General features: G+C 43.8%; 12 protein-coding genes. 3 read left to right on the top strand and 9 right to left on the bottom strand.

Annotation, left to right across the window (positions count from 1 at the left end; all coding sequences use genetic code 11):
* Nucleotides 1-20: 20 nt before the first annotated feature.
* The 4 genes from KIH87_RS14600 to KIH87_RS14585 form a co-directional block, all read right to left on the bottom strand.
* On the bottom strand, nucleotides 21-1,544 hold the full coding sequence (locus KIH87_RS14600) for a SpoVR family protein (RefSeq protein ID WP_232358589.1): 1,524 nt from the start codon (nucleotides 1,542-1,544) through the stop codon (nucleotides 21-23).
* The gene (locus KIH87_RS14595; protein ID WP_232358588.1) at nucleotides 1,545-2,831 is read right to left on the bottom strand and encodes a YeaH/YhbH family protein; all 1,287 of its coding nucleotides are present in this window, start codon (nucleotides 2,829-2,831) and stop codon (nucleotides 1,545-1,547) included. It lies immediately after the preceding gene.
* A 15-nt stretch (nucleotides 2,832-2,846) separates the two neighbouring features.
* A complete protein-coding gene (locus KIH87_RS14590; RefSeq protein ID WP_232358587.1) occupies nucleotides 2,847-4,769 on the bottom strand; it encodes a PrkA family serine protein kinase in 1,923 nt (640 codons plus the stop codon).
* A 537-nt stretch (nucleotides 4,770-5,306) separates the two neighbouring features.
* The gene (locus tag KIH87_RS14585) at nucleotides 5,307-5,888 is read right to left on the bottom strand and encodes a Fe-Mn family superoxide dismutase (RefSeq protein ID WP_232358586.1); all 582 of its coding nucleotides are present in this window, start codon (nucleotides 5,886-5,888) and stop codon (nucleotides 5,307-5,309) included.
* 349 nt (nucleotides 5,889-6,237) lie between these two features.
* Here KIH87_RS14585 and KIH87_RS14580 point away from each other — a divergent pair, with 349 nt between their 5' ends.
* The gene (locus tag KIH87_RS14580) at nucleotides 6,238-6,582 is read left to right on the top strand and encodes a Grx4 family monothiol glutaredoxin (RefSeq protein WP_232358585.1); all 345 of its coding nucleotides are present in this window, start codon (nucleotides 6,238-6,240) and stop codon (nucleotides 6,580-6,582) included.
* Between the two features lie 171 nt (nucleotides 6,583-6,753).
* Here KIH87_RS14580 and KIH87_RS14575 read toward each other — a convergent pair whose 3' ends face one another.
* Complete coding sequence (locus KIH87_RS14575; RefSeq protein ID WP_232358584.1) at nucleotides 6,754-6,948, bottom strand: (2Fe-2S)-binding protein; 195 nt, start codon at nucleotides 6,946-6,948, stop codon at nucleotides 6,754-6,756.
* A gap of 460 nt (nucleotides 6,949-7,408) precedes the next feature.
* Between KIH87_RS14575 and KIH87_RS14570 the strand changes: the two genes are divergently transcribed.
* Nucleotides 7,409-8,014 (top strand): peroxiredoxin, encoded by a 606-nt coding sequence (locus KIH87_RS14570; protein ID WP_232358583.1) that lies wholly within the window; start codon nucleotides 7,409-7,411, stop codon nucleotides 8,012-8,014.
* A gap of 92 nt (nucleotides 8,015-8,106) precedes the next feature.
* On the opposite strand, the gene rnt is transcribed toward KIH87_RS14570, so the two are convergent.
* A complete protein-coding gene (rnt, locus tag KIH87_RS14565) occupies nucleotides 8,107-8,733 on the bottom strand; it encodes a ribonuclease T (RefSeq protein ID WP_232361497.1) in 627 nt (208 codons plus the stop codon).
* 588 nt (nucleotides 8,734-9,321) lie between these two features.
* Here rnt and KIH87_RS14560 point away from each other — a divergent pair.
* Nucleotides 9,322-10,182, top strand: coding sequence for a flagellar protein MotY (locus KIH87_RS14560; RefSeq protein ID WP_232358582.1), 861 nt, complete (start codon nucleotides 9,322-9,324; stop codon nucleotides 10,180-10,182).
* 73 nt (nucleotides 10,183-10,255) lie between these two features.
* On the opposite strand, the gene KIH87_RS14555 is transcribed toward KIH87_RS14560, so the two are convergent.
* The 3 genes from KIH87_RS14555 to KIH87_RS14545 all read right to left on the bottom strand — a co-directional run bounded on the left by KIH87_RS14555 (nucleotide 10,256) and on the right by KIH87_RS14545 (nucleotide 13,462).
* Nucleotides 10,256-11,032 (bottom strand): 3-hydroxybutyrate dehydrogenase, encoded by a 777-nt coding sequence (locus KIH87_RS14555; RefSeq protein ID WP_232358581.1) that lies wholly within the window; start codon nucleotides 11,030-11,032, stop codon nucleotides 10,256-10,258.
* Nucleotides 11,025-12,068: an extracellular catalytic domain type 2 short-chain-length polyhydroxyalkanoate depolymerase gene (locus tag KIH87_RS14550; protein WP_232358580.1), complete on the bottom strand. Its 1,044-nt coding sequence runs from the start codon at nucleotides 12,066-12,068 to the stop codon at nucleotides 11,025-11,027. Before KIH87_RS14550 ends, KIH87_RS14555 begins: the two co-directional genes overlap by 8 nt.
* A 98-nt stretch (nucleotides 12,069-12,166) precedes the next feature.
* Nucleotides 12,167-13,462, bottom strand: coding sequence for a GntP family permease (locus KIH87_RS14545; RefSeq protein WP_232358579.1), 1,296 nt, complete (start codon nucleotides 13,460-13,462; stop codon nucleotides 12,167-12,169).
* Nucleotides 13,463-13,704 lie beyond the last annotated feature (242 nt).

The raw sequence follows: 13,704 nt of genomic DNA, 5'->3' as shown, positions 1-13,704 counted from the left end.
TATGAACAGTAATTTAGTTTCTAATCATCCAGCTCTTCGGTAGGAGGACAGGTATCCAGAATGTAGGGATCGCCGTCTTCAGGCTGCACTTCCAGTTTCACCGGGAATCCCCATAGTCTGTGTAAATGCTTCAACACTTCGCTGCTGCTTTCGGCCAAAGGAACATCATTTTGAGGCACGTAGCGCAATGTTAGTGAGCGATCACCTCTAATATCTACGTTGTATACCTGAATGTTGGGTTCCCTGTTCGAGAGGTTGTATTGCGAAGACAATTTTTCTCTAATTTTGTAGTATCCCTGCTCATTGTGGATGGCCGAAACCTTTAAAAAGGAAAACTTCTCATCGTCTTCTACGGCGAAAAATTTAAAATCTCGCATGAGTTTGGGGGACAAAAACTGGCTGATAAAGCTTTCGTCTTTGAAATTCTTCATGGCGAAATGCACGGTTTCCAACCAGTCCTTACCGGCAATATCCGGGAACCATTCGTAATCTTCCTGGGTAGGTTCCTGGCAGATGCGTTTGATGTCCATGAACATATTAAAACCAAGCGCATAAGGGTTAATGCCTGAGTAATAAGGACTATTGTATTCAGGCTGCATGACCACATTGGTATGGCTGTGCAGAAATTCCAAGATGAAGCGATCCGTTACTTTCCCCTCATCATACAAGTGGTTCAGAATGTGGTAATGCCAGAAGCAGGCCCAGCCTTCATTCATTACCTGAGTTTGCTTTTGCGGATAAAAGTATTGCGATACTTTGCGAACAATACGCACCAGCTCACGCTGCCAGGATTCCAATAAAGGTGCTCTTTTTTCGATGAAGTACAGGATGTTTTCCTGAGGTTCTTCTGGAAAGCGTATCTTTTTCGGTTCGGATGACAATTTATGTTCCGGGATGGTTCTCCACAAATCATTAACCTGTGATTGCAGGTATTCTTCCCGTTCTTTTTGTCTTTCCCTTTCCTCTTGCATGGAAATTTTCTGTGGGCGTTTGTAACGGTCTACACCGTAGTTCATCAGGGCATGACAAGAATCCAGAATACTCTCAACTTCTGAAATGCCGTATTTTTCCTCGCAATTGGCAATGTATTTTTTGGCAAAAACCAGATAGTCCACAATAGAGCTGGCGTCTGTCCAGGTTTGAAACAGGTAGTTATTTTTGAAAAAAGAGTTATGTCCATAGCAGGCATGTGCCATAACCAGCGCTTGCATGGTGATGGTGTTTTCTTCCATGAGGTAGGAAATACAAGGGTCGGAATTAATGACGATCTCATAGGCCAAGCCCATTTGGCCTCTGCGATAGTTTTGTTCGGTTTGAATAAACTTCTTGCCGAAAGACCAATGGGTATAGTTGATGGGCATACCTACGCTGGCGTAGGCATCCATCATTTGTTCCGCAGTAATAATTTCTATCTGGTTAGGATAGGTTTTCAGACCGTAGTGCTTTGCAACGCGATCAATTTCTTGTTCGTATTCGGTTAGTAGCTCAAATGTCCAGTCTGGGCCATCACTCAATGGCGTCACTTTTTTCTTGGCTCTTGGCACTTAGCTAACCTCCTGTGAAGTTACATTCTTTTTGAATAACTCACGGAATACAGGATAAATATCTTCAACCTTGCGAATATGTTTCATGGCAAAGTTGCTGTTTGCTTCTGAGACTTTTTTATACTCCCGCCACAGACTTTGATGTTGTCGTTCGGTTATTTCAATGTAGGCGTAGTAGCGCACCATATTGAGCAACCGTTTTTGTAAAATTTCAGTACATAGAGGCGAATCATCAGCCCAGTTATCACCGTCTGAAGCTTGCGCCGCGTAGATATTCCACTCATGGCTCGGGTAACGATCGGTGACTATTTCATCCATCAATTTTAAGGCACTGGATACAATGGTTCCGCCGGTTTCCTGCGAATAGAAAAACTCTTGTTCATCCACTTCTTTGGCCTGGGTGTGATGGCGTATGTAAACCACCTCCACATCTTTGTAAGTTCGGGTCAGGAACAAGTAGAGCAAAATGTAAAAACGCTTCGCCATGTCCTTGGTTTCCTGATCCATTGAACCCGACACGTCCATTAAGCAGAACATAACCGCTTTGCTGGTGGGCTGCGGACGTTTTTCATAGTTTCTAAAACGCAAATCGAAGGTGTCGATAAATGGCACGCGAGCAATTTTACGTTTTAACTCGGCAATTTCTTTTTCTAATTCAATAATTTCAAGATGATGCTCATGTTTGTCGTTTTTCAGTTCTTCAATTCGAGCTTCCAGTTCTTTCACTCTTTTCTTCTTGCTAGCCGTCAAAGCAATACGACGAGCGACCGAACCTTTAAGGGAGCGGACTATGTCGAGATTGCTTGGCATACCATCTGTTTGATAGCCAGCACGATGAGTTTTGTACTGAATGACTCGATTCAGCTGGTTTTTCTTAAGGTTAGGGAGTTCCAGATCTTCAAACAGTAAGTCGAGATATTCGTCTTTCGAAATTTGAAAGATAAAATCATCAGCCCCTTCGCCTGAATTACTGGCATCACCGGAACCCGAACCACCGCCTCCACCGCCGCCCGGTGGGCGCTGGATTTTGTCACCTTCAGAGAACTGGTCGTTACCGGGATGAACCATTTCCCGTTTACCACCTTTTCCAGTGTGAAATATTGGCTCAGAGATGTCTCTGGTCGGAATGCTGACCGATTCACCTGAATCAATATCGGTAACACTGCGCTCGCTGATAGAGTCGGAGACGGCTTTCTTTATCTGCTGTTTATAGCGGCGGATAAAGCGCTGCCGATTGACAGTGCTTTTACCTTTGCTATTCAGTCTTCGATCTATGAAGTGCGCCATACGTCACCTCTCAGGTTAAGACGATTTTCTAACTCTTAAATACCATTCACACAACAGGCGTACTTGTTTCCGCGTGTAGCCTTTTTCTGTCATGCGTTTGACAAAATCATCGTGTTTCTTCTGATCGTCCGCAGAACCTTTGGTATTGAAAGAGATGACCGGAAGTAGATCTTCTGTATTGGAGAACATTTTCTTCTCAATGACAGTACGAAGTTTCTCGTAACTGATCCAGGCAGGGTTTTTGCCCTCGTTTCCGGCTCTGGCACGCAATACGAAATTCACGATTTCATTACGGAAATCTTTCGGATTACTAATGCCAGCTGGTTTCTCTATCTTCTCTAGCTCGGCGTTTAGCGCTTCGCGATCGAATAGCTGCCCGGTTTCAGGATCTCGGTATTCTTGATCCTGGATCCAGAAGTCAGCATAGGTGACATAACGGTCGAACAGGTTCTGACCGTATTCTGAGTAGGATTCCAGGTAAGCTGTCTGAATTTCCTTGCCGATGAACTCGACGTACTTGGGAACCAGATAACCTTTCAGGTGTTCTTTGTATTTGTCTTCCAGATCGCTCGGGAACTGTTCTCGTTCAATTTGACGTTCTAACACGTAGAACAAATGAACCGGGTTAGCCGAGACTTCCTGATGATCGAAGTTAAAGACTTTCGATAAGATCTTGAAGGCGAAACGGGTTGATAGGCCGTCCATACCTTCATCAACACCGGCATAATCACGATATTCCTGATACGACTTGGCTTTGGGATCCGTGTCTTTCAAGCTCTCGCCGTTATAGACGCGCATCTTCGAGTAAATGCTGGAGTTTTCAGGCTCTTTTAAGCGAGACAATACGGTGAATTGAGCCAATGTTTCCAATGTGCCTGGAGCGCAGGGGGCTTCTGTTAACTCACTGGATTCAAGTAGTTTGTTGTAAATCTTGATTTCCTGAGACACGCGCAAACAATAAGGAACTTTTACGATGTAAACACGATCCAGGAAGGCTTCGTTGTTCTTATTGTTACGGAATGCTTGCCATTCAGATTCGTTTGAGTGAGCCAGAATCAAGCCATCAAAAGGCAGTGCAGAGAAACCTTCGGTCGGGTTGTAGTTCCCTTCCTGAGTGGCGGTTAGTAGAGGGTGCAGCACTTTTATCGGTGCTTTAAACATCTCTACGAACTCCATTAAGCCCTGATTGGCTTTACATAAGGAACCTGAGTAGCTGTAGGCATCAGGGTCGTTTTGAGCAAAATCTTCCAAACGGCGAATATCAACCTTACCTACCAGTGTACTGATGTCCTGATTGTTTTCATCACCGGGTTCGGTTTTGGCAATAGCCACCTGATCCAGAATGGATGGAAAGGTTTTAACGACTTTAAATTGGGTAATGTCGCCATTAAATTCGTGCAAACGCTTACGTACCCAAGGAGACATAATGGTTTTCAGATAGCGTTTGTTAATGCCGTATTCTTTCTCAAGCAGGTCGCCATCTTCATTCACATCAAAAAGACATAATGGAGAATCGTTTACCGGGCTGCCTTTCAAGGAGTAAATGGGCACATTCTGCATTAGCGCTTTTAGCTTTTCAGCCAAAGAGGATTTACCGCCACCAACAGGCCCCAGTAAATACAGGATTTGTTTCTTCTCTTCCAGACCCTGAGCTGCGTGTTTTAAGTAAGACACTATCTGCTCAATGGCTTCTTCCATACCATAGAATTCACTAAAGGCTGGATATTGAGAAATGACTCGGTTGGAAAATATCCTGCTCAGGGCAGGGTCTTGTGATGTGTCAATTAGCTTGGGTTCGCCAATTGCTAGTAGTAGGCGTTCTGCCGCGTTGGCGTAAACCGTGCGGTCATTTTTACACAGCTCTAAATATTCCTGTATGGAATACTCTTCTTCCTTGTGAGCTTCGTAACGTTGTTGGTAATGCTCGAAAATACTCATGACGACCTCCAGCTTGGGAACAGGTTGGGCGCAATCTCTTTCTATGCGTCAGCTCTACTTTTAAGGTTAGACCATAATGCATCTATTGCGTTGCATTTTTTGAACTAACCGAGCCAAGAATCTAAGTAACAAAATATTTTATTATCAATATTTTGCTCGCTATTGATGGAGATCAGTTTGTTGTTCTGTCTCCATTACTTCGAACTCTTTCATTTACCGCTACTATGTTTAAAAAGCTACTCCATGAAATAGGTTATTGTCCAATAAATGTTTGGGGGCAATTATCTGAATTTAAAGTAGTAAATTCGTTACAGAGTGCGCAAAGACTGAGCTGGCAAGGTGTTAAGAAAATAAAAAAAATTTTCCATGTAGACGAAAGTATAGGGGCAGGTGCTTGTTTGTTGAACGATTTCGTTAGGGGCGTCGTATTAGATAGTGTCTGGGGGAATTACGATTTGAGTGAAAATGCGTGTCTGAATTTTGAATATGAAAGAGCCCTCGAAAGAGGGCTCTAAAAATCATTTTTAATTCTGGTAATTAACCGAAGTTTTTCGCTGCGAAATCCCAGTTAATCAAAGCCCAGAAACCTTCCATATACTTAGGACGCAAGTTTCTGTAGTCGATGTAGTAAGCGTGTTCCCACAAATCAACAGTCATCAAAGGAGTAACGCCGTCTTCTGTTAACGGTGTTGCTGCATTGCTCGTGTTCACGATATCCAGGCCGCCGTCTGCAGTTTTGATCAACCAAGTCCAGCTAGAGCCGAAGTTGTTTACTGCTTTGTCGTTGAACGCTGCTTTGAAGTCTTCAAAAGAACCCCATTTTGCATTGATAGCGTCAGCTAATGCGCCAGTTGGTTCGCCGCCGCCATTTGGGCTCAGGCTGTTCCAGTAGAAAGTGTGGTTCCAGATTTGAGCTGCATTGTTAAATACACCGCCTTCTGAAGTTTTAACAATCTCTTCAAGAGATTTGTTTTCCATATCAGTGCCTTCAACCAGGCCATTCAACTTGGCAACGTAAGTTGCGTGGTGTTTGCCGTGGTGGAAATCAAGAGTTTCAGCAGAAATGTGCGGCTCTAGGGCATTTTTCTCGTATGGGAGTGGGGGTAATTCAAAAGCCATGGTGATTCTCCAGTATTGAGTTGGGTTGCAATCCTAGTACGGAAATACTTCAAATTAAAGACTTGGATGACAACTTTTTGCGTATAAATTGTCTCGTTTTGAGCTGTCACCCGATATGGGTATGGCTCGAATAAATACAAGATGCTTTTTTCGAAAATGTTATAAGAAAAAGAATTAAGAAGAACTTGAAAAGCTAAATTTAGACACAATAATCATCTGTCTGGCATGTCAGTTTGCTTGTTGAGAAAAGAGAGCGTTATCATTAATTGTTAGCACTCCTGTGAAATCGGCTTTTCAACAGGCAAAGATGCGAATTAATATTTGATATTTTTGATGTAGGTAAAACTTAATGGAAACCCTTGATAAAATTAAACAGCAAATTTCCGAAAATCCCATTCTTTTGTACATGAAAGGGTCTCCCAAGCTGCCTAGCTGTGGTTTTTCTTCACAAGCTGCTCAGGTCATGATTTCCTGTGGTGAGCCATTTGCTTATGTCGACATTTTGCAGAACCCTGATATTCGTGCTGAATTGCCGAAATATGCTGATTGGCCGACTTTCCCGCAATTGTGGGTTGAAGGTGAGTTGATTGGTGGCTGTGACATTATTATGGAGATGTTCCAGCAAGGTGAGTTGCAGCCTATTATCAAAGAAGCCGCTGCCAGAGCTCAGCAAGCGGCTGGCGACGCAGAATAGCTTCTTATACCGATTTCTTTTTTTGAGAGTGGGGCTAAACGCCCTGCTCACATGCACCCATTTCCTTTCAGTTAAACAGACGAGCGGGTCTTTTCTTCTTAATTAAAATAGTCTGTGAATAGCAGAATAGAATGAACTTGTGATGAGATAGAAGCGAAGACTTTAGACGTCTCAGGATACTTCTTTAAACAATGAGCTATCGACTATGGTTTGGTCGATAATGGTTTGAGCAACCTGAGCACACTTGCCACATTGGTTTGCAACGCCAAGGCTACGGCGTAAATCGCGAATGTTACCCACGCCTTGTTCTTCCACGGCTTTGCGGATAGCTCGGTCGGTGATGGCATTGCAAAGGCAAACGTACATTTGGGTCTCTTTTGCTCGGGTTGTAAGTAAAAACGTTGTTGTTTGTAACGACCTGAGAGAGTTATCTATACCAACTTCTCTTAAGTTTCTTTCTTAAATGTTACTGTAAATGATAATAATTGTTATTTGTAATAATGCAAGAGGAATTTTTGTTCAATCATATTATTTTGTGATCAAATATTCGGCTGATTCGTTCATCTTGATTGCCATGAATTGAATTTATCGAATAAGACAATTAACTAAATCAATTGGTTTTTTTACTAACCGTCACTATATTGTGTATCAGCCTACTCCTACTGGGTTAGAGTTGTGCATTTTTTAGCTGATTTTGCGCACTGTTTTTGTGTAATAGCCGCGTTTAAGTTCGGCACACTGTTCTAACTCAGTAGGAGCGGCTGAACACGCTCGCAAATATTATTTAGCGATTCTTTTCAATGTTATACATTTATCGGAGAACTCAATGAGTGTATTAGTTGGTCGTCCAGCTCCTGACTTTACTGCAGCCGCTGTTAAAGGTAATGGTGAAATCGTAGATAGCTTCACTTTGTCTGAAGAAATCAAAGGCAAAAAAGCAGTTATCTTCTTCTATCCTCTGGACTTTACCTTTGTTTGTCCTTCTGAATTGATCGCTTTCGACAAGCGTTATGAAGAGTTCCAAAAGCGTGGTGTTGAAGTAATTGGTGTTTCCATCGATTCTCAATTCTCTCACAACGCATGGCGTAACACTCCAGTAGAAAAAGGTGGTATCGGCCCTGTTAAGTACACTTTGGTTGCTGACGTTAAGCATGAAATTTGCCAAGCGTATGATGTTGAGCATCCAGAAGCTGGTGTTGCTTTCCGTGGTTCTTTCTTGATTGACGCTGCTGGTAACGTTCGCCATCAGGTTGTTAACGATCTACCTCTAGGCCGTAACATCGACGAAATGTTGCGCATGGTTGATGCGTTGAACTTCCACGAAGAACACGGTGAAGTTTGCCCAGCTGGCTGGCAAGAAGGTAAGAAAGGCATGAATGCAAGCCCGGAAGGTGTTGCTGCATACTTGTCTGAAAACTCAGATCAGCTATAACTTATAATCCGTTAGCTGCTGAAAATTCAGTTTCAAAAAAGGATGAAGTCGTAAGGCTTCATCCTTTTTTCTTTTCAGTTCAGGGAGCCTGATTAGCTCATCGGCCAACCCACACCATCGTGCCATTTATTAACGATAGTGCAGAATAGTTGCGCTGTTTTTTGTGCATCGTAAATGGCTGAATGCGCTTCTTTTTGATCAAAGTCCATGCCTGCAGCCTTACAGGCTTTGGCTAAAACGGTTTGACCAAATGCTAATCCTGCCAGACTGGTTGTGTCGAAAGACACGAAAGGATGAAATGGGCTGCGCTTTAATTCAACACGATCAATCGCCGCATTGATAAAGCTTTGATCGAAGGCTGCGTTGTGCGCCACTATCACTGAGCGTTGGCAGTTTGCCTGTTTCTGTCCTTTACGGATGTGTTTGCAAAGATCGGTAATGGCATCCTGTTCAGAAATAGCGCCACGTAGTGCGCAGTAAGGATCAATACCATTAAAATCCAGAGCTGATTGTTCCAGATTGGCACCATGAAAAGGCAATACATGGTAATGAAAGGTTTTGTCCATGTGTAGCTGACCGTTCTCATCCATTTTGAGAGTGACTGCAGCCACTTCCAACAAAGCGTCTTGCAATGCATTAAATCCTGCGGTTTCTACGTCAATAACCACCGGGTAATATCCACGGAAACGGTTACATAGCTGGAATTTATCTTCCGGCATGGACATATCGAATGAGCTTAACTCCATAAATTATCGCAACCAAGGCAAAATACCAGAGGCGATCCTAGCAAAATACAACCTGTGTGCCGATCTTTATTGGTACTTTTAGCAATGAAAAGCGAAAAAATCATCAAAGTGCTATGTATGCAAGGGGGAACAGTTTGCAGGGTTTGTAAAGCATTATGCCTGTTTGCTTAAGCTATACTTGATGTTTTATTTGAATTGGTAGTAAGCTTGGTTCCGGTGGCGGCTCTACAGGTTTCTAGCTTTTAGAAATAACGATAGGGAAATAAGGCATAGAGCCGGGTATTGAGACTATTGGATTTTCAGGAATCAGACACATCTGGGGCTGGTTTTTTTGCGTAGTGTTTCCAAGTGAAACGGTACTTGTTCAAAAAGCCTTTAAGTGATTGGCTTATATGCCGATACAAAGCCAAAGAGTTGCAATATATTCCAGTTTGTTTTGGCATGTTCAGGTAAGCCGATGCAAACAGATACAAGTAGAAGCAAGAGTTTACATTTGCCTGAGTCGCTTGATTAGTTTGCGCTTGAGCTGCTTGAACTTGAATAGTTGGGATCACCACCGGTATGAAAAAGTTAGTATTTGGTTTCTTATTATTTTCCTTCGGCGCTAGTGCCAGCGTTCGCCACTATTCTGCGAATGTTGAAGATTCCGTATGGAGTATCAACGTTCCCAATCGCCTTGAGTGTACGCTTACCCATGATTTGCCCGGCTACGGTAAAGCCATCTTTTCCAGTGTTGCCAGCAAGCATTTGAACATGGAATTCACTCTGGATATGCGTCGCCTTCCGAAAGACTATCGCATGGCTTATGTCTATTCTGTGCCGCCAAGCTGGATGCCCGGCGAATTACAGCGTCCTATTGCCGATATGAATATTCGCAAGCAATATGATAGCGATTTGCCTGAACAGGCCGCATGGACCATGCTGTCTGAACTGGAAAAAGGTTATTGGCCGACCATTTATTATCAAGACTGGTACAGTCGTTATGACAGTGTTGCGGTTGCCTTGAATGCCAGTAATTTCGCTTTGCCTTATGAGAGCTTTGTCAATTGCGTTTCCAATTTATTGCCGTTCAGCTTTGATGACATTTCCTACACAGTGCTTTCTTACGAAAAGAACAGTATTAACCTTACTCGGGGAGCCAAGCAAAAGCTGAATATGATTGGCGAATATTTGAAGGAAGACACTGACTTGGAACTGGTATTACTGGATGGTTATACCGACAGCTACGGTGGTCGTTACAGCAATGAACAGTTATCCATAAAACGCGCCAACGAAATTAAAACCTTCTTTGAAAAAATGGGCGTTGCAGCTGAACGTATCGAAGTGACCGGACACGGTGAGCGTCGCCATATTTCACCGAACGACAATAGTCTGGCGAGAGCGAAAAACCGACGCGTTGTTATTCGGATGCAGAAGTCTTAAAAGTTCAGGAATGAATTAACAAAATGGCGGCCTAGGCCGCCATTTGCATATTAGTCATCAGTAAAAATTAAGATTAACGAGCTGTCCAGCCACCGTCCAGAACAATGGTTTGTCCTGTGATATTTCTAGCGGCATTGCTCATCAAGAAAGCGGCTGTCTCAGCTAACTCATCTAGACCAATGAATGCCTTCTTAGGCATGGGTTCCAGCATGATTTTGTTCACCACTTCTTCTTCTGATAAGCCATGTTCTTTCGCCTGTGAAGCAATCTGTTTTTCAACCAGAGGGGTTTTCACATAAGAAGGGCAAAGGGTGTTGATGGTTACATCCACGTCGCCTGTTTCCAGAGCCAGAGTTTTAGCAAATCCCAGCAAACCGTGTTTCGCAGCTACATAAGCTGATTTGTACGGAGAAGCCACAAGAGAATGGATGGAACCAACGTTAATAATTCGTCCATAACCGCGTTCTTTCATGGTTGGTAATAGGGCGCGTGTTAGCATGGCTGGGCCAACCAGCATAACCTGTATTAGCAAACTCCATTTATCCGCCGGGAAATCTTCCAGCCTGGATACGTGTTGAATACCGGCATTATTGACCAAAACATCAACCGGAGTGTCGGCCAGCTTTTCAGGAAGCGATGCAATAGCAGCGCTATCAGCTACATTAATTTCAATGGCTGATGCCGAAATAGATTGTTCTTTTAATTTGTTTGCGGCTGAATTGGCTGCGTCACCATTTAAGTCAGCAATAATGACATGATTACCTTGCTTGCCCAGGTATTCAGCAATGGCAAAACCGATGCCACTGGCTCCGCCTGTCACCAAGATATTTTTGTTCATTTGACTAGCCATTTTGTCTCCCGGAAATCTGTTGAATAAGTGAATATACCGCCTTGATTTGCTTACCATTCCGAGTGGCATAATCGCCATCGGTGTAACCCCACCAATCCCAGCAACCTTGAGGGTTGAAAGGGAGTACTGTGCTGTTTTTGGTTTGCGGGTAAAGCACCACAATATTGTTGCTCTCGGCCCATCGGTTTAAGCCAGTTTTGGTAACATAATCAGTGCCAATGGCTTCGGCATTTTGATTGCAACCGTGGAAGCTAATATGCAGTGAACAGGCTTTACCTTCAGCACAGTTTTCAGGCACGTATAAATAAGATTCTGTCGCTAGCGTGTCTTGTTGTTCCTTCGGCAATTGTTCCGTGCTTATTGTATGAATGTGACTTTGCGACGCTTGAGTGGCAGGGGTCAAATTGCCATACAGCTGAGTAAGCAAAGAGCCTGCGGCGTCAAACTGACAATTGCCGATGTAAGGTGATTCTGACTTTTTACAATCGCTCCCTTCATTCGCTGTTGGAAAATGATGAGCAAAGGCTTTGTCTTGCACATATTGAATATTGTCTTTCGGTATCCACTGTTGGTATTGCTGGTTAAGAGCCGATACAACACTGCGCCCCACTTTCTGATCCAGTGTACCGCCCAATATCCAGATTTTGTCGTCTTGCAAAGACTTGGTGTCGGCTATTTTGCCTTCTTGCTGCCAACGGTCTATTTGGGTTTCCAAAGCATTTAGCTCAATTGATGCTCCAGATTTTCCCACACATTGCGACAACGCTGTGGTCAGGCTGTTTTGAGCACAGAAATAAGGGCCACTGGCGATCATGGCGGCACCTTGAACTAACTCAGAATGAGCCAGATGAAACTGTGTTGCCATGTAGCCTCCACTGGATAATCCGGATACTGTGGTTTTCGATAAATCCAGATTTAGTGCCAGCGGCTCGCTGTAGCTTGAAAAGGAAATCGCAATTGCGCTGGCAAAAAGGCTAAAGTGGAAGAGCTTCTGTTTGACGGATTTCTTGCCAGAAGAACCAGAATGTAGAGACATGTTTATATACCTGAAACAATGGAGGTGAGTTGCCTCTCCTCGCCAATGACTACTTATTGTTTACCCATTACGTACCAAGCCCCGGGAACTGGTCGTTTTTAGAAAATATTGAATAAAGTTACTGCCAGAGCCAAACCTATTAACGGAATGACAACTGTCAGTGCGCCAACTGCTGCATATGCGCGCTGATGGGTTTCTCGGCAAATTGCACGAATTGTTGTTACCACATAACCATTGTGAGGCAGTGAATCAATGGCTCCGGAAGAGATGGAGACAATACGATGCAGCTGTTCAGGATCGACACCCTGATCAAGGTAATGCGGCCCAATTAAAGGAAGCGCAATGGCTTGTCCACCAGAGGCTGAACCCGTTAAACCGGCAATAATACTTACGGCAACTGCTGCGCCTATTAATTCATTGCCCGGGATGCTGGTTGTCATTTCTACAGCAGTCATAAATGCGGGTGTTGCTTTGGCAACGGAACCAAATCCAACCACAGCAGCGGTGTTACCGATAGCGACCAAGGCTCCGGTTGTACCTTCGTTAACGGCTTTAGAGAGGTCGTGAAAGTATTGGAAGTTAATGATCATTAGCGTAAGCACGCCACCGCCCAAAGCCAGAATTAAAGCCAGTTGTTGCAGTGATTCATGGAAACTGAAAGAGATAATCAGTACAACCAATAACGGGATCACGCCAGTAATTGGGCTAGGTAACTTACGCTCAGGGATATCAGGATCGCCTGCCATCGCTTCAAAATGCTCGCCGTTGGCAACCGCTTTTTTGATCATGCGGTTAAGCCACGCAAAACCTAAGCTTGCCATAACAATTGCTACGACAAGGCTCACTTCCCAAGCGGCAAAAGGCGAGGTTCCCAAATATTTAATCGGGATCCAGTTTTGAATCTCTGGTGAACCTGCTGAGGTCATGGTGAACGTGACAGAACCGAAGGCAAGAGCTGCGGGAATAAAGCGGCGTGGTAAATTGGCATCTTTGAATAAGCTCAAGGCCATTGGGTATACCGAGAAGGCCACAACGAAAACACTCACGCCACCGTAGGTTAATACGGCACAAGCCAGTACCACTGCGACAACAGCATGTTTTTCACCTAATTTACCGACAATCCAGCGAGCGACGGAGTCGGCTGCGCCTGTGTCTGACATGAACTTGCCAAACAGAGAACCCAGTAAAAACATGAAAAACCAGGAAGCGATAAAGCCCGAGAATCCAGACATATAACTGGTCACAAAGTTCTGATCGCCGATGAATACGGGTAAGTCCCCGGTTAAACCAACAATTAGAGCGCAAAGCGGCGCTGCGATGAACAAATTCATCCCTCTAATTGTGAGCCAAATGAGCAAGGCTAATCCGCCCACGAGGCCAAGAAAACTCAGCATATTAATACCTTAAAAAACGAAGTGAATTGTTCTGACCTTACCGAACTCGCTTTCATAAAGAAAGGCGACATTCTGGATGGAAAACATTTTGATAGGTATGTTGTTACAACTAAGCCGGATTGACCATAGTACTATCGTACAGCATACGTATTAGGCCAACTAGGGTATTCTCTTCCCGCATGGCTAATGTTCACAGCTTTCACATATGTAAGTGTACATTAAGCTGAGCTCGGGATAAGAAA

Origin of the sequence: Paraneptunicella aestuarii (genome assembly GCF_019900845.1) — a bacterium.
GTDB classification, from domain to species: Bacteria; Pseudomonadota; Gammaproteobacteria; order Enterobacterales; family Alteromonadaceae; genus Paraneptunicella; species Paraneptunicella aestuarii.
Note: the sequence above shows the minus strand (reverse complement) of the source record. Positions and strands in the feature narration are given on the sequence as shown.